Below are 26928 nucleotides of genomic sequence, written 5' to 3' on the forward strand. Positions count from 1 at the left end.
AAGCTAAGACCCACAGCGCCGATGGTACTGCACCCGGGAGGGTGTGGGAGAGTAGGTCACCGCCGGAACATCATTAGGTCGAGGACCCCAACCACCAGGTTGGGGTCCTCCCGCATTTAAAACACCCACCACGCCAGGACGCCCCCTCACATCGTGTTGGGCAATCCCGTATGATTCCGCGGGCCGCGACATCTAAAGTCCATTCCGGTGCGCCCTTGCCCCGGCACTACATGCCCCGGTTAGGATTTGGTGTGGTTCGTCGATTGCGGGCCAGGGTGGAACGGAAGCTTCCACTATTCGATATTGGGGGAGTTGACTAGTGAAGATTCCGAAACTGGTTGCCGTGGTGGCGATTTTGGCCGCGGCAACGGCGACGTCAATCGTGCCGGCCTATGCCGATGAATTGCCCACCACCACGCCATCCGTCGCTGCAAGCGTCCAAACGTCGCCTGCGGCAGACCCGGAGGGTTCCACCCCGCCCACATCTGCGGCCCCGACTGCGCCGGCGCCTGCTGCGCCAACGGAGCCTTCCGTGCCGACAACGGCCGCACCGGGCTCCGTGACAAGCCCTGCCCCCACGGAAACGCCAACACCCCCGGCATCGCCGGAATCGGACAGCAAGTCAGCTGCCGCGGAGCCGCCGTCGGGCGCGGCTGCAGTCGGAGACGGCGAAGCAGCAATCCAGGCGCACTGGACAGCTTTGGGCGGCGCCAGCGGTTCGCTGGGTCCCGTGGCATCAACGGTGTATTGCGAATTGCGGAACAGTGGCTGCGTCCAGCGCTTCGAAAAGGGAGCGATTCACTGGTCCGAGGCGACAGGTGCCCACGCCACCCAGGCGGCCATCGCCGCCAAATGGGCAGCGCTGAACTGGGAGTCCGGCCGCCTCGGCTATCCCGTCAGCGAACAGGTCTGCACGCTGAAGAACGCCGGCTGCGTCCAGCGGTTTGAGGGCGGGGCCGTGCACTGGTCCAAGCCCACCGGAGCCTTCGCCACGTGGGCAGCGATCGCCGCCAAATGGGCCGCCCTGAACTGGGAGTCCGGCCGGCTCGGCTATCCCGTCAGCGATGAGGTCTGCGGCCTGCGGAATGGCGGATGTGTCCAGCGCTTCGAAGGCGGGGCCGTGCACTGGTCCAGCGGAACCGGTGCGCACGCAACCTGGGCAGCCATCGCCGCGCGGTGGGCCACGATGAATTGGGAGTCCGGCCGCATGGGTTATCCCGTCAGTAGCGAGACCTGCGGTCTTCGCAATGACGGCTGTGTCCAGCGCTTCGAAGGGGGCGTCTTCTACTGGTCGCCCTTCGGCGGCGCCCAGCCCATGTGGGGAGCCATCCTCGCCAGCTACGGCGGAAGGTCCTGGGAAGCAGGATCGCTGGGGTATCCGGTGGCAGCCGAGTCCTGCTCCAGCTCCACGGTGTGCTCGCAGGAGTTCCAGTACGGCCGGTTCACCTGGACAGCCGGCCTGGGCGTGAAGTACCACCTCAGGTCCGCCGGCTACTGCGAGTCATTGAACCGGAACGCCGTGCGCTACACGGGTGGAGGCTCGGCCCGGGTATCGTTCGCCATTGCCGAAAGCTACCCCGCTACCCCTGTTACGTTCACCACCTGTGTCCGGGTCAACGGCGCCTACCAGGTCGAGTGGACGGTACCCGGCTACGCCGGCGAGAGCGGATTCGCCCGTCCCGGCGTCGCCTCCGGACCCACCATCAACAAGTTTTCTCCCACCGGCTCCTTCACGGTGACTGAAGCATTCGGCCTCGGGAACCCGGGCACCTCGCTGTCCTACCGCCAGCTGAACCCTTACTCCCGCTGGGGCGGCCGGCTGAACTCGAACTACAACAAGTACTTTGAATCCAGCGCCGACATCTTCCCGGACGAGAACATGTGGTACTACGCAACGCGTCCGTCGCATGATTACCGGCAAGGGGTTGTTATCAACTACAACCGGCCTCCGGACTCCGCCATCCAGATGAACGCCGGCTTCGCGATCTTCCTGCACGCAAACCGCGTCCCCACGTGGGGCTGCATTTCCCTTTCAGAGGCAGATGTTGTGAGGTTCCAGCAGGGTGCCGTACGGGGCGACCGGATCATCATGGGAGTTGGAGATGATGTTTTCAGCTAAAGACAAGGCGGCGCTTACGGGCCTCGCGCTGACCGTCGTCCTGGGGCTGTCCGGGTGCAGCGGATCCTCGCCGTCCCCCGACGCCGGTGCGACGGCGACGTCTGAAACTACGACGACGGCGGCCCCGTCCAGCTCCGGACCCGCCACCGCCCGGGACGGATCGTCGCTACTTCCCACCACCGAGGTGGGGGCGTGCTCCCTCCTGGGTGCCGACCAGATCCGGCAAGCCCTCGGCGATGCCGCGCAGGAGATCCAGACCGGTGAGGTTGCCGGGACCGTGACGCCGGAAGGCGTCCGGAATGAAAACTGCATCTATCCGCTCGATGCATCCGGGGCCACAACGCACGCAGTCATCCTGGAAGTCGTGACGTATCCGGACGAGGCCAGCCGGGCGGGTGCGGACCCGTGGGAGGCCATGATGTCGCCCACAGAAGTGACCGGCCTCTGGGGTGAGGCGCGCTACGCCACCAACCGCCTCAGCGAATCGACCGAACATGTCCTGGCCGTTGCCAAGGGAACCCAGGTCTGGAGATTCCTGGTCTCGCAGCCCACGAACACGCCCACCTGGGAGCCTGCCGAAGGGCTGGCGGTCATGAAGAAGCTGGCGGAGTCTGCCAAAATCTAGGCCGCCGGACTCGACTACAATAGAGGCTGGCCTCGAGGCTTCCCGTTCACCACGGGTATGCGCTCGTCAGGCAAGAAGCAACTAGGAGTAGTACGGCTGCCAGCGTGCCAGTCGGGGGCTCGCAACAGGAGGAATCCAGCATGGCTGAGCACAACGACGGACATCGCGGCGGCAACGATCGCGGTAACTTTGGCGGCGGCCGCACATCCGGCGGCGGCGGTTTCCGCGGCACCAACAACTCCGGCGGCGACCCCCGTGGCTACCGTGCCCGCGACGACCGCGGCACCGGCGGATTCCGGGGTTCCTCCGACAATCGTGACCGGAAGCCGTATGGTGACCGTCCGGCGCGGGAAGGTGACAAGCCGTACAGCGGTGGCGGCGACCGTGACCGTAAGCCGTATGGCGGTGGTGGCGATCGTGATCGTAAGCCGTATGGTGACCGTGGTCCGCGTGAGGGTGGCGGGGAGCGTCGCAGCTTTGGTGCCGGCGGTACCAGTGACCGTAAGCCGTATGGCGGTGGTGGCGATCGTGATCGTAAGCCGTATGGTGACCGTGGTCCGCGTGAGGGTGGCGGGGAGCGTCGCAGCTTTGGTGCCGGCGGTACCAGCGACCGCAAGCCCTACAGCGGTGGAGGCGACCGTGACCGCAAGCCGTACAGCGGCGGCGACAACCGCAAACCGTTCGGCAACCGCGATGACCGTCCGGCCCGCAGCTTTGACCGTGGCGACTCCGGCCCCCGCCAATTCGGCCGCGACCGGGCAGAAGACCGCCCGGTCCGAGTCCCGAACGCCCGGGACCTCCGCAGCGCCAACCGACCGGACCGTGAGCGTTCGCCGCAGATCGACGACGACGTTACGGGCAAGGAGCTGGACCGCGCCACGCAGCACCAGATCAAGACCCTGGAGGACAATAGTGCCGAGTGGGTGGCCCGCCACCTGGTGATGGCCGGACGCCTGATCGACGACGAACCGGAGCTTGCCTTCCAGCATGCCCTCGCAGCCAGCCGCCGCGGCGGCCGCCTCGCCGCCGTCCGCGAAGCCGTGGGCCTCACCGCCTACGCTGCCGGCCACTACGGCGAAGCTCTCCGCGAGTTCCGCACCTACCGCCGGATCAGCGGCTCCAACATGCACCTGCCGGTCATGGCGGACTGCGAACGCGGGCTCGGCCGTCCGGACCGCGCTCTGGAAATGGCACGCTCCGAGGAAGCCAAGGACCTCGACGCCCCCGGCAAGGCTGAACTGGCCATGGTGGCCGCCGGCGCCCGCACGGACCTGGGCCAGCTGGACGCGGCCGTCTCCGAACTGGAAATCACGCAGCTGGACATCAACCGCGCGTTCTCCTACAGCCCGCGCCTCTTCCGCGCCTACGCTGAGGCCCTGGCAGCGGTGGGCCGCACGGCCGAAGCGGAGAAGTGGCAGCGCCAGGCCGTTGTTGCCGAGCACGCCCTTGGCCTCGACGTTCAAGAGGACCCCGACATCATCGACCTCGGCTGGGACGAGGAAGAGGAAGCCCGCGAGGCCGAGCAGCAGCGCCGGGTCCTGGCCGAGCAGGCGGCCCAGCGGTCCGCCGCGGCTGAGCAGGAGCAGGCTCCCGCCAGCGCCAGCGCCGAGGCTGTTGCCGGTCTGCCGGAAACGCAGGCCACCGCGGTGAGCGCCCTGGACGACGGCACCGACGACGTCGAGTCCGACTTCTGGGAGTCTGACGACGCCGAGTCCGATGAGGACTCCGTGGAAAAGGACGCACTGGACCGCTCTGAGGTGCTGGGCGGCGAGGATTCCGGCGACACCGGACTGGACGGCCACGAGTCCCACGACCACGACTCCCACGGCGACGATTTCCGCAGCCAGGAACGCTCCGAGGGCTGACCGGACGTGGCCGCACCGGAGCTGATCTCGACCTTTGACGCCCTCCTCGCTGACTTGGACGGCGTGGTGTACGCCGGCGCCCACGCCATCCCGGGCGCCGTGGAATCCCTGCGCCGCCTCGCCGGGATCGGCGTCGGCCTGGGCTACGTCACGAACAACGCCTCCCGGACACCCGCCCAGGTGGCGCAACACCTGCGCGACCTGGGCGCCCCGGCAGAGGACCAGCAGGTCGTCAGCTCCTCGCAGGCGGCGGGCGAACTTCTGGCTTCGCTGCTGCCGCCGGGGTCACGCGTCCTGATCACGGGCGGGGACTCCCTGGCCCAGGAGATCGAACTCGCCGGGCTGGTGCCGGTCCGCAGCGAATCGGAGCAGCCCGTCGCCGTCGTGCAGGGGTTCCACCCGGACCTTGGGTGGAAGGACCTGGCGGAAGCGGCGTATGTCGTTGCCGGCGGGGCCCTGTGGGTGGCCACCAACACGGACATGTCCATTCCGCAGGCCCGGGGCATCGCGCCGGGAAACGGAACCCTCGTGGCCGCCGTGGCGGCCGCCACCGGGCAGCGGCCCCGTGTCGCCGGGAAACCGGAAGCTCCGTTGTTCCATGCCGCCGCGAAGCGGCTGGCCGCAGACCGGCCGCTGGTGGTCGGCGACCGCCTGGACACTGACATCCTCGGCGGCAACAACGCCGGCTTCGCCACAGTCGCCGTGCTGACCGGCGTCGACACCAGGGAGTCCATCCTCGCCGCCCGCACGCTGGAACGGCCCCGCTACATCATCAACGACCTCACGGACCTCTACCGCCCTTACCCGGCCGTGGTGTCCGACGCCGGGCAGCACCGCTGCGGCGCCGCCTCCGCCGCCGTGGACGGGCAGACAGTCCGGATCAGCGGCGATCCCGCCGACCTTGACGCGTGGCGGGCCGCGTGTGCGGCCTGGTGGACGGCCAACCCCGAGACCGGCACCGCTCTGGCGCCGGTCCTTGAATGGCTGGATCACTAGACTGGGGACCATGACCGAGCCGCACCACCCAGCCGAGACGGACCCTGCCGGGCCGGACCCTGCCGAGCCGGACGCCGGGGGAGCAGCCCGCGCCACCTGGCCCGAGGCTCCGGCTGGAGCCGACGCGGGCACCGGCACCCGGGACTCCGCCGTCGACGTCCTGCTGGACCGCCTCGGGGAACTCCCGGAGCTGCCGGTAGCCCGGCACGGGGAGGTCTACGCAGGGCTCCACGACGACCTGCTGGAAGCGCTGAACGAGTCGGCCACCACCACGCCATCCGGGGGACAGCACGAATGAGCAGGCTTGACCAGGCCCTCGTCAGCCGCGGACTGGCGAGGTCCCGAACCCACGCAGCGCGGCTGATTGCCGAGGGAAAAGTCAGCTCCGGCGGCAACGTGCTGGCTAAGGCGTCCCTCCAGGTCGGCGACGACACGAGCCTTGACGTGGCCGCCTCCGGCGAGGACAACTACGTCAGCCGGGCCGGGCACAAATTGGCCGGTGCGCTGGACGCCTTTCCCGCCGTCGCCGTCGCGGGCAAGCGGTGCCTCGACGCCGGCGCGTCCACGGGCGGATTCACCGAAGTGCTGCTGCGCCGCGGCGCGGACCATGTGGTGGCTGTCGACGTCGGGCATGACCAGCTGGTCCCGGTCATCCGGAACGACCCCCGGGTTTCCGTCCACGAGGGCCTCAACGTCCGCTATATGACCCCGGAGCAGATCGGCGGACCGGTGGCCCTGACGGTGGCTGACCTGTCTTTCATCTCCCTGACCCTGGTGGTGGCACCGCTCGCCGCGTGCACCGATCCGGGCGGGGACCTGGTGCTGATGGTCAAGCCGCAGTTTGAGATCGGCAAGGACCGGCTGGGCCGCACCGGCGTGGTCACCTCGGAGCGGGAACGCCGGCTCGCCGTCGGCAAAGTCGCGGCAGCGGCCATGGACGCCGGGCTGGAATTGCAGGGCCTCGCGTCCAGCCCGCTGCCCGGCCAGGACGGAAACGTCGAGTACTTCCTGTGGATAAAGCGCGGTATTGGCACAGACCTGCCTAAGATCGAAGAGCGGGACGCGGCCGTTGCTGCGTTACTCGGAACGATCTGGCCCCAGCACGAGAAGCATTAGAAGGCGGAACCCGATGAGCAGGCGCGTCCTCATCCTTGCCCACACAGGCCGTGAGGAGTCCCTCAAAGCTGCCTGGGAAGCGTGCGCACGGCTCCACGATTCCGGCATCATCCCGGTGATGCTCAAGACCGAGCTTGGCGACATGGTCCGCTTCTTCGGACGCCTCGACCAGCCCGTCGAGATCCTCCACGACCACGTGATGCTGCCCGACGTCGAGCTCGTGATGGTGCTCGGCGGCGACGGGACCATCCTCCGCGCGGCAGAGCTGGTGCGCGAGGTGGACGTGCCGCTGCTCGGCGTCAACCTTGGCCACGTCGGCTTCCTGGCCGAAAGCGAGCGGGCGGACCTCGCCCAGACCGTCGAGTGGATCGCAAGCCGCGAATACACGGTGGAAGAGCGGATGACCATCGACGTCCAGGTCTGGGTCCGCGGACAGAAAATCTGGCACACGTGGGCACTTAACGAGGCCGCGATCGAAAAGGGCAACCGGGAGCGGATGCTCGAGGTGGTCACCGAAGTCGACGAACGGCCGCTCACTTCCTTCGGCTGCGACGGGGTTGTCCTGGCCACCCCCACCGGCTCCACCGCGTACGCCTTCTCCGCCGGAGGCCCGGTGGTGTGGCCCGAGGTCGAGGCGCTGCTGATCGTGCCCATCAGCGCCCACGCGCTCTTCGCCAAGCCGCTGGTGGTCTCGCCCCGTTCCCGGCTCGCCGTGGAAATCCTGAGCCGGACAGACGCGCAGGGCGTCCTTTGGTGCGACGGCCGGCGCTCGGTGGACCTGCCGCCCGGCGCCCGGGTGGAGGTGACCCGCTCCGCCACGCCGGTGCGGCTCGCCCGGACACACCAGACCCCCTTCTCCGGCCGCCTGGTTCGCAAGTTCGAGCTCCCGATCCAAGGCTGGCGCGGACCCATGCCGCAGGCGGCCACCATCCATACGGGCCCGGTTCCGGTGATCCGCACGCCCCGGCCGATGCCCCCGCTTCCAACTCCGCCGCAGGCCGGCCCAGCTTCCGCCGGGCCGGACGACACGCCCGATCCATCGACTGCGAAGTGACCCATGCTTGAAGAACTGAGAATCCGCGACCTGGGCGTCATCACCGACGCCACGCTGCCGCTGGGCCCCGGGCTGAGCGTTGTGACCGGTGAAACAGGTGCCGGCAAGACCATGGTGGTGACCGCCGTCGGGCTGCTGCTCGGCGCACGGTCCGACGCCGGTGCTGTCCGCAGCGGCGCGAAAAGCGCCTCCGCCGAGGCGACCGTCAGGCTCGACGCCGGGCACCCGGCCTTGGAGCGGGCCGGTGAAGCTGGCGCGGAGGTCGAGGAGTTCGACGGCGGCGCGGAGCTGCTGCTCGCCCGCAGCGTCAGCGCGGACGGGCGCAGCCGTGCCTACCTCGGCGGGCGCTCCGCACCCGTGGGCGTGCTGGCGGAAATCGGCGGGACCCTCGTGGTGGTCCACGGCCAGTCCGAGCAGATCCGGCTGAAGAGCCCGGTGGCGCAGCGCGCCGCCCTCGACAAGTTTGCGGGGGAGGGTTTCGCAGCCGCGCTTGCCAGCTACCAGGAGCTCCATGCCCGCTGGAAGTCCAGCCAGGCCGAGCTGGACGAGCTCCGCAGCGCCGCGCGGGAGCGCCTCCGCGAGGCAGAATCCCTGGAAGCCGCGCTGGCCGAAATCGACGCGATCGACCCGCAGCCCGGGGAGGACGAATCCCTCAAGGCCGAGGCCGTCAAACTCGCCAACGTCGAGGAACTCCGGATCGCGGCCACCACGGCACACCAGGCGCTCATCGCCGAGGACTTCGGCGAGGGCAACGACGCCACGGCCCTGGTGGACGCCGCCAAACGAACCCTGGAGCACGTCGCCGAACACGACGAGGAACTGGGGTCGGCGGCCGCCCGCCTCGCCGAGGTGGGTTTCCTGCTCAACGACATCGCCACCGAACTGGCCAGCTACCAGGCCTCCCTCGACACCGAGGGCCCGGAACGGCTCGCAGAGATCGAGGAGCGCCGCGCGGCCCTCGCGAAGCTGGTGCGCAAGTACGCGCCGAGCATCGACGAAGTCCTGGCCTGGGCGGAGCAGGCCCGGGCGCGGTTCCTGGAGCTGCAGGACGACTCCACCCGGATCGAGGCGCTGGACGCCGAGGTGGTCCGCAGCGAGGCGGAGCTGCGCAAGCAGGCCACCGCCCTCGGCAAGCTGCGGAAGAAGGCCGCCAAGGACCTCTCCGCCCGTGTCAGCGCCGAACTCAAGGCCCTGGCGATGGCGGACGCCACCCTGGTCATCAACGTCGAAACCGACGGTCCGCTGGGCCCGTTCGGCGCGGACGAGATTGCCTTCCTGCTCCAGCCGCACTCCGGGGCCCCCGCCCGTCCGCTGGGCAAGGGCGCCTCCGGAGGTGAACTGTCCCGCGTAATGCTCGCCATCGAAGTGGTCCTCGCCGCCGTCGATCCCGTCCCCACGTTCGTCTTCGACGAGGTGGACGCCGGTGTGGGCGGCCGCGCCGCCGTCGAGATCGGCCGCCGGCTGGCGATGCTGGCCCGGCACGTCCAGGTCCTCGTGGTGACCCACCTGCCGCAGGTGGCGGCCTTCGCTGACCAGCACATCCGGGTCACCAAGACGTCCGTGCGCGGCGCCGACGGGGCCACGGCCAGCGGCTTCACCTCCAGCGACGTCCAGCTCCTCGACGCCGCGGAGCGGGTGCGGGAGCTGGCGCGCATGCTCGCCGGCCAGGAGGACTCTGAATCCGCCCAGGCCCATGCCCAGGAACTGCTCGACGACGCCAGGCTCCTGCCGCAGCAGTCCTGACCGCCGCAGGCACGATCAGCGCAGGCACGATCAGTGCGGCAGGCCACAGCTGGGATGACAATCACAGCGGCTTCCCGCGAACAGACCCCCTGAAGGACGAATTGATGATAGGCTCGAACCCCGTGGTGCAGCGATCAAATTCCCGTGTAAATTCCCGGTTCCCGGACTCGTCCAAGACGACCAAACACATCTTCGTCACCGGTGGTGTGGCGTCCTCGCTCGGTAAGGGACTGACGGCTTCGAGCCTCGGTCACCTCCTGCGGGCACGCGGTTTGTCTGTAACAATGCAAAAGCTCGATCCCTATCTGAACGTGGATCCGGGCACGATGAACCCCTTCCAGCACGGCGAAGTCTTCGTCACTGACGACGGCGCCGAAACGGACCTCGACATCGGACACTACGAGCGCTTCCTCGATGAGAACCTCGAAGGCTCGGCCAACGTGACCACCGGCCAGGTGTACTCCACCGTGATCGCCAAGGAACGCCGCGGCGAATACCTCGGCGACACCGTCCAGGTCATCCCGCACATCACCGATGAAATCAAGCGGCGCATGCGGCTTCCCGCCGAGGGCAAGCACGCCCCCGACGTGATCATCACCGAAATCGGCGGCACCGTGGGCGACATCGAGTCCCAGCCGTTCCTCGAATCCGCCCGCCAGGTCCGCCAGGACATCGGCCGGAACAACGTGTTCTTCCTGCACGTCTCCCTGGTGCCGTACATCGGCCCCTCGCAGGAGCTGAAGACCAAGCCGACGCAGCACTCCGTCGCCGCGCTGCGCTCCATCGGTATCCAGCCCGAGGCGATCGTGATCCGTTCGGACCGTGACGTCCCGCAGGCCATGCGCGACAAGATCGGCCGGATGTGCGACGTCGACATCGACGCCGTCATCGGCTGCCCGGACGCACCGAGCATCTACGACATCCCCAAGACCCTGCACACCCAGGGCCTGGATTCGTACATCGTGCGCGCCCTCGACCTTCCCTTCAAGGACGTCGACTGGACCAGCTGGGACAAGCTCCTCGACGCGGTCCACAACCCCAAGCACGAGGTCGAGATCGCCCTGGTCGGCAAGTACATCGACCTGCCGGACGCGTACCTCTCCGTCACCGAGGCGCTGCGCGCCGGCGGCTTCGCCAACGACACCAAGGTCAAGATCCGCTGGGTCCCCTCGGACGAGTGCGCCACCCCCGAGGGCGCACTCAAGTCCCTGGAAGGCGCCGACGCGATCTGCGTACCGGGCGGCTTCGGCATCCGCGGCCTCGAAGGCAAGCTGGGCGCACTGAAGTACGCCCGCGAAAGCAAGCTTCCCGTCCTGGGCCTGTGCCTGGGCCTGCAGTGCATGGTGATCGAATACGCCCGCAACGTGGTCGGCCTCGAGGGTGCCTCCTCGTCGGAGTTCGAGCCGGACTCCAGGTACCCCGTGATCGCCACCATGGAAGAGCAGCTGGACTTCGTGGACGGCAAGGGCGACCTGGGCGGCACCATGCGCCTGGGGCTGTACGAGGCCAAGCTCGACGCGGGTTCCGTGGTCGCGGAGACCTACGGCACCACCACCGTCAGCGAACGGCACCGCCACCGCTACGAGGTTAACAACAAGTACCGCGACCAGATTGCCGCCAAGGGGCTGGTGTTCTCCGGAACGTCACCCGACGGCAAGCTTGTGGAGTATGTCGAGCTTCCCCGCGAAGTCCACCCGTACTACGTCGCCACGCAGGCGCACCCGGAGCTCAGCTCACGCCCCACCCGGCCGCACGCGCTGTTCTCGGGTCTGGTGAAGGCCGCCCTGGAGCACCAGCACGGCGCCGGCCAGCCGGCCGCTGCCGAGGCCAAGCCCGCCGCAGCCAAGGCTTCCCCGGCAGCGTCGAAGTAACCCCAACTGAATCAAAGGACGGCGCGATGCCCGGTACCCCTGAGACCCCCAATGCTGCACGGCAGGTTTCGGACGAACCGAGCCCGCGCCGTCTTTTGTCGTCCCGGACGGTCTACGAAGGCCGGATCTGGGATGTTGTCAGTGACAGTTTCCAGCTCAACGACGACGGCGATGCGCTGGTCCGCGACTATATCGACCATCCCGGTGCGGTGGCCGTCCTGCCCATGAACGACCGCGGCGAGGTGCTGCTGATCAAGCAGTACCGGCACCCCGTCGGGATGGACCTGTGGGAGATCCCGGCCGGTCTCCTCGACGTGGAGGGCGAGGACTTCGTGGCCGGCGCGGCACGCGAGCTCGCCGAGGAAGCAGACCTCATCGCCGGGACCTGGAACGTGCTGGCCGACTTCTTCAACTCGCCCGGTTCCTCCAGCGAGGCCATCCGCATCTATCTGGCCCGGGACCTGAGCGACGTGCCCGGCCACGAGCTCCACGTCCGCACCGACGAGGAAGCCGAAATCGAGCTGCACTGGATTCCGCTCGATGATGCCGTGGCCGCCGTGCTGGAGGGCCGCCTGCATAACCCGTCCGCCGTCGTCGGGGTCCTTGCCGCCGCCGCTGCCCGCGATAACGACTTCAAGGGCCTCCGCCCGGGCAGCGCGCCGTGGCCCGCGCATCCCAGCCAGCGCTGATGACGGAGCCGCTGACTGCCGAGCCGCAGGTTGCCGGGGTGCCCGCGCAGGCCGCCGAGCCGCCGGCTGCCGAGGCGCCCGCGCAGGCCGCCGCCCGCGCACAGCCGCCGGTGCGGCCGCTGACAGCAATTGACCGTGCCATCACGGACTACCTGCAGCACATGGGGGTGGAACGGGGACTGGCGGCCAACACCCTTTCCGCCTACCGGCGGGACCTGGCCCGTTACGCCCGGCACCTTGACGGGGCAGGGCGCCGTCGGCCTGAGGACATCACCCGGCACGACGTCACCGGGTTCGTGCAGGCGCTGTCGGACGGGTCCGACGGCGGATCGGCCCTGGGCATCAGGTCGGCCGCCCGGACGGTGGTGGCTGTGCGCGGACTGCACAAGTTCTGGGCCCTCGAAGGCGTCACTCCCACCGACCCGGCCAGCGACGTCCACCCGCCTATGCCCGGCAAACGCCTGCCCAAAGCCATCAGTGTCGATGAAGTCACCCGGATCCTGGAAGCGGCCGGGACGGACACGGCGACGGGGTTGCGGGACCGGGCACTGCTGGAGTTCCTTTACTCCACGGGCGCGCGCATCAGCGAGGCCGTGGGCCTCGACGTCGACGACATCTCCCTGCCCGCGCCCGACCAAGGGGAGCCCGGCCCGGCGATTGTGCGGCTCTTCGGCAAGGGGTCCAAGGAACGGCTGGTCCCGCTCGGTTCGTTCGGTGCCCGCGCGCTGGACGCCTACCTCGTCCGCGGCCGTCCGCTGCTGGCTGCTAAGGGCAAAGGTACGCCGGCGCTGTTCCTGAACGCCCGCGGAGGACGGATCAGCAGGCAGAGCGCCTGGACCATCCTCAAGACCGCCGCCGAGAAAGCCAACATCACCAAGGACGTCTCGCCGCACACCCTGCGCCACTCCTTCGCAACGCACCTGCTGGAAGGCGGGGCAGACGTCCGTGTGGTGCAGGAATTGCTGGGCCACGCTTCAGTGACCACCACTCAGGTCTACACCCTGGTCACCGCGGACACCCTGCGGGAAGTCTACGCCGCCGCACACCCGAGGGCGCTGGGCTAAGCGCACCTTTTGCATTGAGACCGGTGCCGCCGGGCCGCCCGGCCGCCCGCGTCTGTTGCGCAGGGTTGAGTCACCGACTCCTTCATGGAGTGCCCGTTTCTGCCCGACGACGGCGGGGTAAGCGCACCTTCCGCATTGAGGTCGGTGCCGCCGAGCCGCCGGCGTCTGCTGCGTCGGGTTGAGTCACCGGCTTCCTCAGAGAGCGCTCTGTTCTGCCTGACGGCGGCGGGGGCCGCTTTAATGTCAGTGCCTCGCGGGACGATATGGGTATGGAAAACAGGGTGGTTTTCAGTGCGGAGTCTCGGGAGGCAGCGCGGGCTTTGGCCGCGTCAGCTGCGGCGCTGGCTGCCTCGATGGGCGCGGGTCCGTCCGGTCTTCCTGACGATGGCCCTCCCGATGGCCGTTCTGGGCTGTTGGAGGGTGGGGATCCGTTGCGGGATCTGGCGGATGCGTGCCTGGACGGTTTGGCGGGGCTTGCTCGGGTGGAGGCGCAGACCGCGGCGTTGAAGGTCCTGGTCGCGGGGGAGTATCTGGAGGCTTCCGAGGCGTTGGCAGCACCCGAGGCGTCCGGCACGGCGCAGGAGATGGCGGAGGTCGCCGAGGTCGCCGGTGTGCTGACCGTCTCGGAGCGGTCCGCCGGGGTATTTCTGGGTGAGTGTGTGGCGTTGACCGCGCGCCTGCCGCTGACGCTGGCGGCGTTGGGGGACGGGACGCTCTCGTGGCAGCACGCCCGGGTGATGGTGGACGAGACGGCGAATCTGGACGCCGCCGGCGCCGCGGCCTTGGAGGCGCATTTCCTGGGCCCGGCCGCACCGGACCCGGCCCGGGGGTGCCCGGCCGGGGAACTGGTCCCGGGACGGTTCCGGGCCAAGGCCCGCACGTGGCGCGAACGCCACCACCCGGTGAGCATCGAAACCCGCCACAGAAAGTGCGCGGCGGACCGGCGGGTGGAGTTCGTTCCGGACAACGACGGGATGGCCTGGTTCAACGCGTACCTTCCGGCGGAGACCGCGGCAGGGATCTGGAACCGGACCACCGCCGGGGCGAGGGCGTTGCAGGGCCCGGAGGAGTCCCGGACCCTGACCCAGCTCCGCGCCGACATCGCCGCCACCCTCCTCCTCGGAGCCAACACCGGCAACGGCAGCGGAGACAGCGCAGATTTAGGGACGGCCGGCGGCGCAGGCACCGCCCGGGCCGGCACCGCCCGGGCTGGCACCGGGAGCATGATGGATGGGCCGGGCGGGGGTGCAGCTGAGCGCGGGACGGCTGGCAGCGGGCATCTTGACGGCCGGGATTGGAACAGTGGTGTGCCGGTGCCGCGGGCGCAGGTTCTGGTTACTGTGCCGGTGATGTCGCTTCTGGGGGTGACGGAGGAACCGGCGATGCTGGATGGGTACGGGCCGATTCCGCCGTCCATGGCCCGGCGTCTGGTGGCTGATGGCGCGGATTCGTTCCACCGGGTCCTGGTGGATCCGCGGGACGGGGCGCCGCTGGAGATAGGGCGGACCAGTTACCGGGTCACCAAGGCCCTGCGGCAATGGCTGCGCCTGCGCGACGCCAAATGCTCCTTCCCGAACTGTAACAACGCCTCGCTCGACACCGACGCCGACCATCTGTTGGCCTGGGCTGACGGAGGGACCACCGGGATCGCCAACCTTGGCCAGCCGTGCCGCAAACACCACCGCCTCAAACACACCACAGCCTGGACACCCACCGGAGCCACCAAGACCAGCCCGCCCGGCTGGACCTCACCGACCGGACGGACCTACCCCAGCGAACACCAGGACTGGGAACCACCCCACTGGCCGGACACCATCCCGCGCACCGGCAGAAGCCCGTTCCCCGGCACGCCCCTGATGCAGGGCTGGTGCCCGGAACCCGGCGCGCCGCTGGACCAGGGCTGGTGCCCGGATTCTGGCGCGGACTGGGATCAGTTCGCGACTGGGTTCCCTGGCCTGGAACCTGGCGACCTGTTTGATCTGGGACCACCACTCGACCCCGGATGGGGCGCCGACATGGAACCGCCTCCGGACCCGTTCGCGGATTGGTTTCAGTTCACCGATGGCCAGGAACCTGAACCGGAAACGGACCCGCAAGATCTAGGATGGGCACTACCCTCCCGTCAGCTGGCTACGTGAAGTTCAGCGATATGCGGTGCGTCCGGGAGTGTGGCTTCGTGCAGTGCGAATGACGTCACCACATCCTGCCAGAATGCCGACTCCGCCAAGTTTCCTCGCCCCGTGTGTAAGGAAGAACTCTTCACAGGACACTTACTTATCAGGAAGAAGTTGTTATCCGATGTCCGGGGGAAACATCATGCTGGCTGCCAAAGAGCAAGCGTTCATCGATCTGCACACCCAGCATTCCGCGCGGGTCTACGGCTACATTGCCTGCCGGATCAATGACCGGCACCGCGCAGAAGAGCTGGCGGCGGATGTCTTCAGGATTGCCTGGCAGAAGCAACTGTCGGAGCCGCCCGGCATCGGCTGGCTGCTGGCCACCGCCCGGAATGTCATCAGCAATGAGTACAAGGGACGCCGCCGCGGCCTGGAACTTGTCGAACGGCTGAAGGATGAGGTCCGCAGCGGGCCGGCAACGAACTCCGAGGAGCGCGCAGCCGTGGCAGAGGTGCTGGTTCGGCTCCGGGAACGGGACCGCGAGGTCCTCATGCTCAGCTACTGGGACGACCTGACCACCGCGGAACTGGGCGAGGCGCTGGGGTGCTCCCCGTCGGCCGCCGCGGTCCGGCTCCACCGTGCCCGCCGGGCCTTCGCAAAAGCTGCGCCTTCACATCTCATGACCGAACGGAAGGACTAGCTATGGACCGCATCGAACGGCTCATGAAAGATGCCAAACCAGACGTGGGGGCACCACCGGGCGTCCGGCCGGGGGCCGCTTCCGCAGCTTCGCTCGTATTTTCCGCGCATCCCGACGTCGTCCGCCGGATACCGCACGCCCAGGGGCGTCGCACTGCCTTGCGGGCTGCGGGTGCAGTTGTCCTGGCCGCCGCAGTCGTTGTCGGCGCAGTAATTGTTGGAGGGAACTTCATGCCGGAACCGGCGCCCGGGCCCGCCCAGAGCGCCAACCCCGCTGCGACAGAGACCGCCGGTCCCTCGCCAAGCGCGCCGGATTCAACCACAGCCACACCCACGTCCTCTTCGGAGCCCGCGTCCGGTGTCCTCAGCACAGGCGGAGTCGAGTGCACTCCTGCCAACATCGACCAGCAATGGAACGACCAGGTGCGCGCCATCAGGCCCATTCCCGCCAATGAGCAGGCCTACTACACCGTCCTGGGCTGCGCAGACGGCTGGCTCGCCTACTCCATCTCCGATGAAGGTGTCCAGGCGCTCCAGCTCGACGGCGGCAACGCGTGGTACCAGATCGCCAAGCTTCAGAACGGGCGTTTCCTCGCTGACTTCCAGCAGGAATGGTCCAGCGTCTTCAACTGGAAGTTCCAGGCGCTGAACAACCAGGGCCTCACGCCGCAGCAGGCCATGGACAAGGAGTTTGCGGACAAGGGGATCCCGGTCGAACTGCGGCCGCAGCTCGTTGGGGAAGGCCCCGCCGCCGGATAGCTTCGGCGTCCTGCGCCAGCTATAAGGTGGAGCACATGATGTCCACGCCAGTCACCCTCTGCTTCCTGCTCCGCGACGCGGCGAGTGGCACCGAGGTGCTCTTGGGGCTGAAGCGGACGGGGTTCGGCCGGGGCAAGATCGTGGGCATCGGCGGCCACGTGGAGGCAGGGGAGACCAACGCCGAGGCCGTGGTCCGGGAAGTCTGGGAGGAAGCCGGGGTGGTGGTCCGCCAGGAGGACCTGGCCCATGCCGGCGTCGTCGAGTTCATCTTTCCCTCCCGCCCCGAATGGAACATGTCCTGCAAACTGTTCACCGCGCGGCGCTGGGGAGGTGAACCGGCCGAGAGCCCGGAGATCACCCCGGAATGGTTCGACGTCGGGGCGCTCCCGTTACAGCTTATGTGGCAGGACGCCGAGCATTGGCTGCCGCCCGCGCTGGCCGGCGAGGTGCACAACATCGTCGTCGTCCTGAACGAGGACAACGAAACCGTCGCGTCGGTCGAGAAAATTCCGCCGCGGATGTAACCGCGGCGGCTGCGCCGGAAACTAACCAGGTAGCCTGCACGTCAGGACAGAACATTTTTCAGGGGGAATCGTGCTTTCGGAGCGCGAACTGGCGTTTGTCGCCATTCACAAAGACTGCTATCCGCGGGTTTACCGCTTTGTTCGACGCCGGGTGGAGTCCGCCGAGATGGCGGAGGAACTCGCGGCCGATGTATTCCGGGTGGTGTGGCAGAAATGGGACGACAATGCCCGGACGGACCCGGCCTGGCTGCTGACGGTGGCGCGGAACCTGGTGGGCAACGCCTACCGGAGCCGTGATCGCCAGCAGGCTCTGCAGGACAAGCTCAGGGCCACAGCGCTCCTCAGCTACGGGGGCGACTCCGAAAACACCGCCGTCCAGGACGCCATGGCGCAGCTGCGCGACAAAGACCGGGAGATCCTCCAACTGGCCTACTGGGACGAACTGGGGACGGCGGAAATCGCTGTGGTCCTGCAGTGCAGTGATTCCGCGGCCAAAGTCAGGCTGCACCGCGCACGCGCCGCGCTCCGGAAGCAGATGCCTGCCTTCGCCACCCCGATCAACCAGACTTTGGAGGCATGACATGGACCGGATTAAAAAGCTCGTCGCGGACACCGATCCGTTGACTCATGATGCCCGGCCTGTGCCGGATGGCGAGGCGGCGCTGCACCGGATGTTTGCCGAGCCGGAAGCCTTCAGCGACGACGGCCTTCCCGGCGTCGCGTCCCTCGACGAAGTCCGCCGGCGCCGGCGTGCCCGGCTGGCCGGCGCCATGACTGTTGCCGTGGCTGCCGTGGCGGCAGGCGTCCTGATTGCCACCAACCTCGGATCGCCCGCCCCCGCGCCGGAACCGGCCAGCAGTGTGTCAGCCACGCAGGCCCCGAGCACAAGCACAAGTGCGCCCGCACCCACGCCGTCCGCCACCCCCAGCGCCACCACGGCGCCGCCGGCAGCCGCTGCCGTCTGGACCGCGTTCAAGGCTTCCAGCGGGCAGGCCACCTTCGAGCACCCGGCGGACTGGACAGTCACCGAAACCCCTTCGGGCGCCCAGGGCGGCACGGACGTCTGGCCAAGCGACATCACCGTTACGAACGCGGCCGGAAAGGTCATGGCCAGGCTGCAGGCGGCCCCGCACGCGTCCGGGCCTGCCCCGGCGGCTGTGCCGTACCAGACGCTCGACGCCGTGACCCTGGACATTCCGCAGTCTGTCGGCGCCCCCACCGGGCCCACGCAGTTCAAATTCCGTGTCCTCGGCGCGGCGGCAGTCCAGGGCGCCCTGACCATCGACTCGAGCGGCCTGCCGGCCTCGGGAAGGGCAGGCATGCTGCCGTCCTCGATCCGGACTCCGGACGGCGTCCCCGCCATCACCTTCGGCACAGGCCAGGTGCTGGCCGCGGACGGCCGGGACCCGCAGCTGAAGTTCGCGTCGGTAGCGGAAGCGAAAGCCTATATGTCCTCGCAGGAATACCAGGACATCAAGCGGATGCTGATTTCACTGGAACTGCGGTCCATCCAGAAAGCGCCGGTCTGGAAGAAACACACCACCGCCAACGGGCTCGCCACTTTTGACTACCCGGGCAACTGGAACGTGTCCAGCCGCGAATATGGCCGCTACACGGATGTGTTCGACCAGTCCGGACGCGTGCTGCTGACCCTGGGCTTCAACCAGACGCGAAACCGTCCGAACCTCATTTCGCCCTGCACCCCCTACACCGTCCTGGACAGCGCCGCCATGGACTTCCCGTCGAACCGGCAGGGGGAGCGAGCCATACCGCCGCAGTTCATTTTCCGGGTGTGGGACGTCAGCCAGCTCGGCCAGCCGGCAGTTCCCTTCGTCGGGAACCTCGGCATCGCGGACGAAAGCTGGGGAACCGACGGCACCACGTGCGATCCGCAGAATGTGGTGAGCGGCCTGGCCTCCGGCGAATACTTCTTCGCGCAGAACTACAACACCGGCGGCGAGAATGACCTGAAGTTCCAGTCCATGGATGAGGCGCGCCGGTACATGGAAACCGCAGAGTTCGCTACGCTCAAGCGCATTGTGATGTCGCTGAAGGTCAACGGGTAGGTAGCGGCCGGCCCCAGGGGGAGACATGGATTCGATCAACAACACCAACAAGGAGACATCCGTCTTCAGCGACGACGGCGTGCCGCCGGGTCCCGCCGCGCAGGCTGGCCGCCGGCGGTGGCCGTGGGTGGCCGGGATTGCCGTCATTGCCGGGGCCGCCGTCACCGCCGGGGTGCTGCTGGCCGGCAACCTGACGTCGGACCCCACGCCGGCCGGCACAGCAGGCGGTGTGGTGGCGCCGGTTGCTACCGGGACGACCGATGTGACGCCGAGCCCAGCGCCGCCGTCAGCGACGCCGGCGGCGCCCACGACGGCGGCTGCCACGCCGTCGTCGACGCCGGCACCACCGCCGGATGAGTGGCGGACCTTCACGAGCTCCAACGGCAGGGTCAGCTTCGAGCATCCGGGGAGCTGGTCCGTGGCGACACCGCCGGGCGCCTTCGGGGACGGGGACGTTGACGTTGACGTTTCGGACGAGGCCGGCGTGGTGGTGGCGTCCCTGCACCTGGGGCCGGCCGGCGGCTTCGGCGGCGCGTGCCAGGGGCAGGTTCCCTATTCGGTGCTGGACTCGGTGGAGGTCGACCTTCCGTACCAGCCGTCGAAGGGTTCCGTCACGCCGCGGTTTACTTTCCGGGCATTGCAGGAAGCAGACCGCGTCACGGCTTCCTATGGACTGACCAGCGTTCCGGCCGGGCAAAACGGCACCACCTGCATGTTCTACAACATGGTCAATGGCACGGCCGAAACGCCGATCTACACCTTTGCTGACGCCTTCCAGGTCCGTGCCGGGGACCCGGAGCAAACCCCGGGCCGGAAGGGCGCCAAAGCCTTCCCGTCGATGGACGCCGCCCGGGCCTACATGGAGACCCCGGAGTACCTCAACGCGAAGCGCATGATCACCTCGCTGAAACTCACCGCGGGGTAGCGGAACAGCCGCGGACAGCACAGCGGGCCGGCCCCCTCTCAAGGTGACCGGCCCGCCGTCGTTCATACTGCAGGAAGTGAGGCTACGGCAGGTGCCGTTCCTCGACGCCGTTGTATTCGCTCAGGGGACGGATCAGGGAGTTCGAATCAAGCTGCTCCATGATGTGGGCGGTCCAGCCGGTGATGCGGCTGGCGACGAACAGTGGAGTGAACGTCTGGGTGTCGAAGCCCATGAGGTGGTACGTGGGTCCGGCAGGGTAGTCGAGGTTCGGCTTGATGGCCTTCGCCTCATCCATCGCCGTCTCCAGGCCGTTGTAGAGGCCCAGCAGTTCAGGCCGGCCGTAGTGCGCGATCATCTTGTCGAGGGCGGCCTTCATGGTGGGCACCCGGGAGTCGCCGTGCTTGTAGACACGGTGGCCGAAGCCCATGACCTTCTTCTTCTGGGCCAGGGCGTCCTCCATCCACGCCTTTGCGCGGGTGTGGGCCTCCTCCAAAGACTCCTCCGGCCGGATGCCGATCTCGTCGAAGGTGTGCATCACAGCCTCGTTGGCGCCGCCGTGCAGCGGGCCCTTCAGCGCGCCGATCGCCCCGGTCACGGCCGAATGCAGGTCCGAGAGCGTCGAGGTGATTACCCGGGCGGTGAAGGTCGAGGCGTTGAAGGAGTGCTCGGCGTACAGGATCATGGAGACGTTGAACGCCTCGACGACCTCCTGGACCGGCTCCTCGCCAAAGGCCATCCAGAGGAAGTTGGCGGAGTAGCCCAGATCGTCGCGGGGCTCCACCACGTCCTGGCCGTGCCGGCGCCGCTGGTCGTAGGCCACGACGGCGGGCATTGCCGCGAAGAGGTCCACCGCCTTGGCCATGTTGGCCTCCCGCGAGGAATCCTCCGCGAGCGGATGCCGGGCGCCCATCACAGACGCCGCCGTGCGGCAGACGTCCATCGGGTGCGAGGTGGTGGGCAGCGCGTCCACCACCTGCTTCACGACGGGGTCCAGCGCCCGCCCCGCGCGTTCCCGCGCCGTAAACTCCGCCAGCTGCTCGGGGGTGGGCAGCTCGCCGTTCCACAGCAGGTAGGCGACTTCCTCGAAGCTGCAGTTCGCAGCCAGCTCCTGCACGGGGTATCCGCGGTACAGCAGCGAATTGGTATCCGGGTTCACCTTCGAGACCGCGGTGTAATCCACCACGACGCCGGCGAGGCCCTTTTTGATCTCTTGTTCAGCCATGCTGAAACTCCTTTGTTCCTGTCGCCTGTGTTGGACCGGCCGGAGCCGGAATCCCGATGCGGGGTCTACTGTCCCGGGATCTGGAAATTGAAAACCCCGGTGTCGAAGCGGTTGTAGGCCTCATAGTCCACCAAGTCATACAAACGGGCCCGGGTCAGCATGTTCCCGACCTGGGCTTCCTGGGTGCCGTCAGCCTTAATCGATTCCAGCGTACGCTCCGCAGCACCCATGGCACTACGGAGCAGGGTCACCGGGTAGATGATCATGTTGACCCCGACGCCGGCCAGCTCCTCGACCGTGAACAGCGCGCTCTGGCCGAACTCGGTCATGTTGGCCAGGATCGGCACGTCGACGGCGTCCCGGATGGCCTGGAACTCGCTGAGGTCCTTCATGGCTTCCGGGAAGATGGCATCGGCGCCGGCCTCCACCAGGGCCTGCGCACGGTCCTGCGCGGCCTTCAGCCCCTCCGTGGCCCGGATGTCGGTCCGGGCCATGATCAGGAAGTTCGGGTCGCGCCGGGCATCGGCCGCCGCCCGGATGCGCTTGGTGGCCGTGTCCAGGTCCACCACGTTCTTGCCGTCGAGGTGGCCGCAGCGCTTCGGGTTGAACTGGTCCTCGATGTGCAGGCCGGCGAGGCCCGCGTTCTCGAGTTCCTGGACCGAGCGGGCCACGTTCATCGGCTCGCCGAAGCCGGTGTCGGCGTCGACGATTGACGGCAGGTCGGTCATCCGGGCGATCTGCCCGGCGCGGGTGGCCACCTCGGTGAGCGTGGTCAGCCCGATGTCCGGCAGGCCCAGGTCGTTGGCCAGGACGGCGCCGGAAATGTACACACCGGCGAAGCCCTTCTCCTCGATCAGGCGGGCCGAGAGCGGGTTGAACGCGCCCGGGAACTGCTGGATGGTGCCGGAGGCCAGGAGCTCGCGGAACCGGATCCGCTTCTGCTCCGGCGTGACCTTCGAGTACAGCATTTAGAAGAGCCCCTTCGGTGCGGCGGTGAGGTCGATGACGCCGTCGGCGGCCTTGATGTTGAGCTGGTCCAGCTCACCGGCGGCCAGTTCGGGAAGGCGTGCAGCGGCGGCCAGGAAGCGTTCGATTTCCTCTTCAGCGACCAATCCGGCGGCCAGCGTGCGGAACTTGTTCACGTACTGTTCCCGGGCGAACGGCCGGGCGCCCAGCGGGTGCGCATCCGCGACGGCGATCTCATCGGTGATGACCGTGCCGTCCTTGAGCGTGATAACCACCGAGCCGCCGAAAGCCTTCTCGGCGATGTCGAGCGAGTGGTAGCGGCGGGTCCATTCCGCGTCCTCCACCGTGGTGACCTTGTGCCAGAGATCCACCGTGTCCGGGCGCGCGGCGCGCTCCGGGGCGTAGGAGTCCACGTGGTGCCAGGCGCCGTCCTGCAGCGCCACCGTGAAGATGTAGGGGATGGAGTGGTCCAGGGTCTCGCGGCTGGCCGTGGGGCTGTACTTCTGCGGATCGTTGGCGCCGGAGCCGATCACGTAGTGGGTGTGGTGGCTGGTCTTGATCAGCACGGACTCCACGTTGGCCGGGTCGGTGACCTCCGGGTGCTCGCCGTGGAGCTTCCGGGCCAGGTCGATCCACGCCTGCGCCTGGTATTCGGCCGAGTGCTCCTTGGTGTAGGTGTCCATGATGGCGCGCTTGGCCTCGCCGGGCGTGGGCAGCGGCACCATGTAGGAGGCATCCGGGCCGTCCAGCATCCAGGCGATGACGCCGTCCTCGCCCTCGTAGATCGGCACGGGGGAGGTCTGGCCGCGCATGGCGCGGTCCGCGGACTCCACGGCCATCTTGCCGGCGAACGCGGGGGCGTGCGCCTTCCAGGTGGAGATCTCGCCCTTGCGGGACTGCCGGGTGGCGGTGGTGGTGTGCAGCGCCTGGCCGACCGACTGGAAGATCGTCTCGACGTCGAGGCCCAGCAGGGTGCCGATGCCGGCGGCGGCAGAGGGGCCGAGGTGTGCGACGTGGTCGATCTTGTGCTTGTGCAGGCAGATGGCCTTGACCAGGTTGACCTGGATTTCATAGCCGGTGGCGATGCCGCGGATCAGGTCCGCTCCGCTGGAGCCTACGTGCTGGGCGACCGCGAGGATCGGCGGGATGTTGTCGCCCGGGTGGGAGTAATCCGCGGCGAGGAAGGTGTCGTGGTAGTCGAGCTCGCGGACGGCGACGCCGTTGGCCCACGCCGCCCACTCCGGGGCCACGCGTTCTTCGATGCCGAAGACCTTCGAGCCCTTGCCGCCGGTGGTGGGGCCGTGGGTCAGCGCTTGGGCGCGGGCCGCGACGATCGGGGCGCGGTTCAGCGAAGCGATGGCCACCGAGGCGTTGTCGATGACGCGGTTGATCACCATGTCCGTGACCTCGTCGGTGACGGCGACGGGATCCGCGGCGACGGTCGCGATCTTGTAGGCGAGCTGGTCCTCGCGGGGCAGGTTCTCTTCGCTCTTGTAGACGCGGACGTGGTGTTCCTTGACCATGATGCTCCTTGGTTAGTGAGGTACGTGGGTTGCTTTGACGTGGGTAAGGCTGCGGTGCAGGTGAAGCGTGGTGGCGGCCTCGGCCAGCCGGGGGTTTCCGGCGGCGATCGCCTCGGCGATGGCCGCGTGCTCGGCGGCGGCGGCGGTGAGCCGTTCGGCGTCGTCGGCCGCCAGCCGGCGGACCCGGACCAGGTGGACGCGCAGGCTGCGCATCGCCTGGGCAAGGTAGGAGTTGTGGATCGCGGCGTCGATGGCCGCATCCAGCCGGCCCACCAGCCCGTAGTAGGCGTGCCGGGCCGGATCCTCGCCGCTGATCAGCGCCGGGGCCTTGCGGAGTTCGTCGCGGAGCCGCTCGAAGGTGGCGGCGTCGCCGCGTTCGGCGGCCAGGGCTGCGGCTTTGCCCTCGAGGGTTTCGCGCAGTTCGAAGAGTTCGTCGATGTCCTCCAGCGAGATGCCGGTGACGACGACGCCGCGGCCGCCTGCCGCCGTCGTCAGGCCTTCGGCGGTCAGCCGGCTGAGGGCCTCCCGCAACGGGGTGCGGGAGATGCCTAGCCGCTCGGACTGCTCCACTTCGGCCAGGACCGTTCCGGGCGCCAAGCGCCACTCAATGATGTCCTCGCGCAGGGCCGCATAGGCCTTGTCGCTGGCGCGCATCCCGACTCCTTCGTTGACTGACAGCCTCCAGTGTATACACGCATCGGTCATTTGCCCAGCATTTTCCGCCAATCTTCAGATAGGGAGGGTCCTGTGTATACATAACTCTTGTGCACGGCAGCCGCGCAGGGCTACCATGGGCTCCATCACAACGTCGTGGACGGGACGGATTCATGGGCACCAACAACTACCGGGACACTTACGCACGCAGCCTTGAGGCGCCGGAGGAATTCTGGCTGGACGCCGCGGCGAAGATCTCCTGGACCATACCTCCGCAGCGCGCCCTTGATGCCGGCCGGGCGCCCCTTTACAGCTGGTTCCCGGACGGTGTCCTCAACACGTCCTACAACGCGCTGGACCGCCATGTGGCGGAGGGCCGCGGTGCGCAGGACGCCCTGGTCTACGACTCCGCGATGCTCGGCACGCAGCGGCGCTACAGCTACGCCGAACTGACGGACCTGGTGGCCCGCTTCGCCGGCGTCCTGCGCAGCCAGGGCGTCGGCAAGGGCGACCGCGTCGTGATCTACATGCCCATGATCCCGGAAGCAGCCATCGCCATGCTCGCCACGGCCCGCCTCGGCGCGGTGCACTCGGTGGTCTTCGGCGGCTTCGCGCCCAAGGAACTTGCCGCCCGCATCCGCGACGCCGCCCCCTCCGCCGTGGTCACGGCCTCCGGCGGCATCGAACCCTCCCGGCGGATCGAGTACCTTCCCGCCGTCGAGGAGGCGCTCAGCCTGGCCGGTGCGCCGGACACCCCCGTGCTGGTCAAGGCCCGTGACGGCTTCGCCTCCTCATCCGCCGACTACGCCGGCTGGCTGGACTGGGACACCGAGGTGGCCACCGCCGTGCCGGCCGCGCCGGTGGACGTCAAGGCCACGGATCCGCTCTACATCCTCTACACGTCGGGAACCACCGGCGCGCCCAAAGGCGTGGTGCGGGACAACGGGGGCCACGCCGTGGCGCTCAGCTGGACGCTGGAGAACATCTACGACGTCGGGCCAGGGGATGTGATGTGGACCGCCTCCGACGTCGGCTGGGTGGTGGGCCACTCCTACATCGTCTACGGGCCGCTGCTGGCCGGCGCCACCACCGTCCTCTATGAGGGCAAGCCCGTGGGAACGCCCGACGCCGGCGCCTTCTGGCGCGTGATCGAGGACCACAAGGTTAACGTGCTGTTCACCGCGCCCACCGCCCTCCGGGCCATCCGGAAGGCGGACCCCGAGGCGGCGCTGGCCGAGAAGTACGACATCTCCACCCTGCGCACCCTGTTTGCCGCGGGCGAGCGGCTGGACACGGACACCTTCCACTGGGCCTCGCGGGTCCTGGGCGTCCCCGTGGTGGACCACTGGTGGCAGACCGAGACCGGCTGGGCCATCTGCGCCAACCCCCGCGGGCTGGACGGGCTGCCGATCAAGGCCGGCTCGCCCAGTGTGCCGATGCCCGGCTTCAAGCTGGAGATCGTCGACGGGGCGGGCATGGAGGTCGAGGCGGGGACCGAGGGCAACATCGTCCTGGCCCTCCCGCTGCCGCCCGGCACGCTGACCACGCTTTGGGGCAACGACGAACGCTACATTTCCTCCTACCTGCAGGCCTTCGAGGGTTTTTACGCCACCGGCGACTCCGGCTACCGGGACGAGGACGGCTACCTGTTCGTGATGGGCCGCACCGACGACATCATCAACGTCGCCGGCCACCGGCTGTCCACCGGCGCCATGGAGCAGGTGATCGGCCAGCACCCGGCCGTCGCCGAATGCGCCGTGATCGGTCTCGCTGACCCGCTGAAAGGCCAGCGGCCCAGCGGCTACGTGGTCCTCAAATCCGGGGTGGACGTGCCCGAGGAGATCCTGGTGAAGGACCTCATCGCCCTGGTCCGGCGCGACATCGGCGCGGTGGCCGATTTCAAGCACGTCACCGTAGTGGAGGCCCTGCCGAAAACCCGCTCCGGAAAGATCCTGCGCAAGACCATGCGCCAGATCGCCGACGGCGACGACTATGTGGTGCCCTCGACCATCGAGGATGCCGGCGTGATCGACCAGCTCATCGGGACCTTGCGCCCCGCAGCCGCGGGGGAGTAGCGGCGGAGAAGCGGTGTTCCATGGCACGCTGAGCGGGCTCTGGGAGCCCCATAACTCCGACGGCGTCATTGCGTTGCCGGGGCCGGGCGTTAGCGGCGAATTTCTGCATTGAGCGACGCCTAATTTCCGGAGGCACCAAGGGCAGTGCCAGTTTCCGCCGTCGCCTGCGCGATCCCAAAATGTCCAGTGGGGAACCCGTTCCGGGCACTCCGCCGGCGATGATGTCCCCATCGACATCTAGGCTCGGGCCGTGGAG

The 26928-nt window shown here is 68.3% G+C and carries 22 protein-coding genes and 1 pseudogene; 19 read left to right on the forward strand and 4 right to left on the reverse strand.

Going from position 1 to position 26928, the window contains the following annotated elements; genetic code table 11:
• The first annotated feature begins 532 nt into the window (after positions 1-532).
• From ACTWQD_RS13380 to ACTWQD_RS13465, 18 genes are all read left to right on the forward strand, one after another.
• Positions 533-2119: a hypothetical protein gene (locus tag ACTWQD_RS13380; RefSeq protein WP_443196618.1), complete on the forward strand. Its 1587-nt coding sequence runs from the start codon at positions 533-535 to the stop codon at positions 2117-2119.
• Positions 2103-2744 (forward strand): hypothetical protein, encoded by a 642-nt coding sequence (locus tag ACTWQD_RS13385; protein ID WP_443196619.1) that lies wholly within the window; start codon positions 2103-2105, stop codon positions 2742-2744. The genes ACTWQD_RS13380 and ACTWQD_RS13385 overlap by 17 nt, the downstream gene beginning before the upstream one ends.
• A 140-nt stretch (positions 2745-2884) precedes the next feature.
• A complete protein-coding gene (locus tag ACTWQD_RS13390; RefSeq protein ID WP_443196620.1) occupies positions 2885-4609 on the forward strand; it encodes a hypothetical protein in 1725 nt (574 codons plus the stop codon).
• Between the two features lie 6 nt (positions 4610-4615).
• The gene (locus ACTWQD_RS13395; protein WP_443196621.1) at positions 4616-5605 is read left to right on the forward strand and encodes an HAD-IIA family hydrolase; all 990 of its coding nucleotides are present in this window, start codon (positions 4616-4618) and stop codon (positions 5603-5605) included.
• A gap of 10 nt (positions 5606-5615) precedes the next feature.
• Positions 5616-5903, forward strand: coding sequence for a hypothetical protein (locus ACTWQD_RS13400; protein ID WP_443196622.1), 288 nt, complete (start codon positions 5616-5618; stop codon positions 5901-5903).
• Positions 5900-6721, forward strand: a complete 822-nt coding sequence (locus tag ACTWQD_RS13405; RefSeq protein ID WP_443196623.1) for a TlyA family RNA methyltransferase — start codon at positions 5900-5902, stop codon at positions 6719-6721. The genes ACTWQD_RS13400 and ACTWQD_RS13405 overlap by 4 nt, the downstream gene beginning before the upstream one ends.
• A 13-nt stretch (positions 6722-6734) precedes the next feature.
• Entirely contained in the window at positions 6735-7775 is a 1041-nt protein-coding gene (locus tag ACTWQD_RS13410; RefSeq protein WP_443196624.1) for an NAD kinase, read from the forward strand.
• A gap of 3 nt (positions 7776-7778) precedes the next feature.
• Positions 7779-9518, forward strand: coding sequence for a DNA repair protein RecN (gene recN, locus ACTWQD_RS13415; protein WP_443196625.1), 1740 nt, complete (start codon positions 7779-7781; stop codon positions 9516-9518).
• 104 nt (positions 9519-9622) lie between these two features.
• Entirely contained in the window at positions 9623-11389 is a 1767-nt protein-coding gene (locus ACTWQD_RS13420; protein WP_443196626.1) for a CTP synthase, read from the forward strand.
• 26 nt (positions 11390-11415) lie between these two features.
• Positions 11416-12078 (forward strand): NUDIX domain-containing protein, encoded by a 663-nt coding sequence (locus tag ACTWQD_RS13425; RefSeq protein WP_443196627.1) that lies wholly within the window; start codon positions 11416-11418, stop codon positions 12076-12078.
• Positions 12078-13142, forward strand: coding sequence for a site-specific tyrosine recombinase XerD (gene xerD / locus ACTWQD_RS13430; RefSeq protein WP_443196628.1), 1065 nt, complete (start codon positions 12078-12080; stop codon positions 13140-13142). Before ACTWQD_RS13425 ends, xerD begins: the two co-directional genes overlap by 1 nt.
• Positions 13143-13411: 269 nt before the next feature.
• On the forward strand, positions 13412-15280 hold the full coding sequence (locus ACTWQD_RS13435) for a DUF222 domain-containing protein (protein WP_443196629.1): 1869 nt from the start codon (positions 13412-13414) through the stop codon (positions 15278-15280).
• A gap of 178 nt (positions 15281-15458) precedes the next feature.
• Positions 15459-15959: an RNA polymerase sigma factor gene (locus ACTWQD_RS13440; protein WP_443196630.1), complete on the forward strand. Its 501-nt coding sequence runs from the start codon at positions 15459-15461 to the stop codon at positions 15957-15959.
• 230 nt (positions 15960-16189) lie between these two features.
• On the forward strand, positions 16190-16717 hold the full coding sequence (locus ACTWQD_RS13445) for a hypothetical protein (protein WP_443196631.1): 528 nt from the start codon (positions 16190-16192) through the stop codon (positions 16715-16717).
• Between the two features lie 35 nt (positions 16718-16752).
• Entirely contained in the window at positions 16753-17241 is a 489-nt protein-coding gene (locus ACTWQD_RS13450) for an 8-oxo-dGTP diphosphatase (RefSeq protein ID WP_443196632.1), read from the forward strand.
• A 70-nt stretch (positions 17242-17311) separates the two neighbouring features.
• On the forward strand, positions 17312-17821 hold the full coding sequence (locus tag ACTWQD_RS13455; RefSeq protein ID WP_443196633.1) for an RNA polymerase sigma factor: 510 nt from the start codon (positions 17312-17314) through the stop codon (positions 17819-17821).
• A 1-nt stretch (position 17822) separates the two neighbouring features.
• Positions 17823-19307 (forward strand): hypothetical protein, encoded by a 1485-nt coding sequence (locus tag ACTWQD_RS13460; RefSeq protein WP_443196634.1) that lies wholly within the window; start codon positions 17823-17825, stop codon positions 19305-19307.
• Between the two features lie 25 nt (positions 19308-19332).
• Positions 19333-20232, forward strand: a complete 900-nt coding sequence (locus ACTWQD_RS13465; protein ID WP_443196635.1) for a hypothetical protein — start codon at positions 19333-19335, stop codon at positions 20230-20232.
• 82 nt (positions 20233-20314) lie between these two features.
• Here the strand turns inward: ACTWQD_RS13465 and ACTWQD_RS13470 are convergent, their stop codons facing one another.
• From ACTWQD_RS13470 to ACTWQD_RS13485, 4 genes and pseudogenes are all read right to left on the reverse strand, one after another.
• Positions 20315-21454, reverse strand: a complete 1140-nt coding sequence (locus tag ACTWQD_RS13470) for a bifunctional 2-methylcitrate synthase/citrate synthase (RefSeq protein WP_443196636.1) — start codon at positions 21452-21454, stop codon at positions 20315-20317.
• A 65-nt stretch (positions 21455-21519) separates the two neighbouring features.
• Complete coding sequence (gene prpB, locus ACTWQD_RS13475) at positions 21520-22422, reverse strand: methylisocitrate lyase (protein ID WP_443196637.1); 903 nt, start codon at positions 22420-22422, stop codon at positions 21520-21522.
• Positions 22423-23943, reverse strand: a complete 1521-nt coding sequence (locus ACTWQD_RS13480) for an MmgE/PrpD family protein (RefSeq protein ID WP_443196638.1) — start codon at positions 23941-23943, stop codon at positions 22423-22425.
• A pseudogene (locus ACTWQD_RS13485) lies at positions 23939-24597 on the reverse strand (GntR family transcriptional regulator); the annotation flags it as partial. The gene ACTWQD_RS13480 and the pseudogene ACTWQD_RS13485, both read right to left, overlap by 5 nt.
• Positions 24598-24770: 173 nt before the next feature.
• Here ACTWQD_RS13485 and ACTWQD_RS13490 point away from each other — a divergent pair.
• Positions 24771-26672, forward strand: a complete 1902-nt coding sequence (locus ACTWQD_RS13490) for an AMP-binding protein (protein WP_443196639.1) — start codon at positions 24771-24773, stop codon at positions 26670-26672.
• Positions 26673-26928: the final 256 nt, after the last annotated feature.

Source organism: Pseudarthrobacter sp. 1C304 (assembly GCF_052245515.1).
Lineage (GTDB): Bacteria > Actinomycetota > Actinomycetes > Actinomycetales > Micrococcaceae > Arthrobacter.

Coding starts and splice junctions, on each gene's coding strand:
- ACTWQD_RS13385 (WP_443196619.1), top strand. CDS start 2,103: ATGATGTTTTCAGCTAAAGACAAGGCGGCGCTTACGGGCCTCGCGCTG.
- ACTWQD_RS13390 (WP_443196620.1), top strand. CDS start 2,885: ATGGCTGAGCACAACGACGGACATCGCGGCGGCAACGATCGCGGTAAC.
- ACTWQD_RS13400 (WP_443196622.1), top strand. CDS start 5,616: ATGACCGAGCCGCACCACCCAGCCGAGACGGACCCTGCCGGGCCGGAC.
- ACTWQD_RS13405 (WP_443196623.1), top strand. CDS start 5,900: ATGAGCAGGCTTGACCAGGCCCTCGTCAGCCGCGGACTGGCGAGGTCC.
- ACTWQD_RS13410 (WP_443196624.1), top strand. CDS start 6,735: ATGAGCAGGCGCGTCCTCATCCTTGCCCACACAGGCCGTGAGGAGTCC.
- recN (WP_443196625.1), top strand. CDS start 7,779: ATGCTTGAAGAACTGAGAATCCGCGACCTGGGCGTCATCACCGACGCC.
- ACTWQD_RS13420 (WP_443196626.1), top strand. CDS start 9,623: ATGATAGGCTCGAACCCCGTGGTGCAGCGATCAAATTCCCGTGTAAAT.
- ACTWQD_RS13425 (WP_443196627.1), top strand. CDS start 11,416: ATGCCCGGTACCCCTGAGACCCCCAATGCTGCACGGCAGGTTTCGGAC.
- xerD (WP_443196628.1), top strand. CDS start 12,078: ATGACGGAGCCGCTGACTGCCGAGCCGCAGGTTGCCGGGGTGCCCGCG.
- ACTWQD_RS13435 (WP_443196629.1), top strand. CDS start 13,412: ATGGAAAACAGGGTGGTTTTCAGTGCGGAGTCTCGGGAGGCAGCGCGG.
- ACTWQD_RS13440 (WP_443196630.1), top strand. CDS start 15,459: ATGCTGGCTGCCAAAGAGCAAGCGTTCATCGATCTGCACACCCAGCAT.
- ACTWQD_RS13445 (WP_443196631.1), top strand. CDS start 16,190: ATGCCGGAACCGGCGCCCGGGCCCGCCCAGAGCGCCAACCCCGCTGCG.
- ACTWQD_RS13450 (WP_443196632.1), top strand. CDS start 16,753: ATGATGTCCACGCCAGTCACCCTCTGCTTCCTGCTCCGCGACGCGGCG.
- ACTWQD_RS13460 (WP_443196634.1), top strand. CDS start 17,823: ATGGACCGGATTAAAAAGCTCGTCGCGGACACCGATCCGTTGACTCAT.
- ACTWQD_RS13465 (WP_443196635.1), top strand. CDS start 19,333: ATGGATTCGATCAACAACACCAACAAGGAGACATCCGTCTTCAGCGAC.
- ACTWQD_RS13470 (WP_443196636.1), bottom strand. CDS start 21,454: ATGGCTGAACAAGAGATCAAAAAGGGCCTCGCCGGCGTCGTGGTGGAT.
- prpB (WP_443196637.1), bottom strand. CDS start 22,422: ATGCTGTACTCGAAGGTCACGCCGGAGCAGAAGCGGATCCGGTTCCGC.
- ACTWQD_RS13480 (WP_443196638.1), bottom strand. CDS start 23,943: ATGGTCAAGGAACACCACGTCCGCGTCTACAAGAGCGAAGAGAACCTG.
- ACTWQD_RS13490 (WP_443196639.1), top strand. CDS start 24,771: ATGGGCACCAACAACTACCGGGACACTTACGCACGCAGCCTTGAGGCG.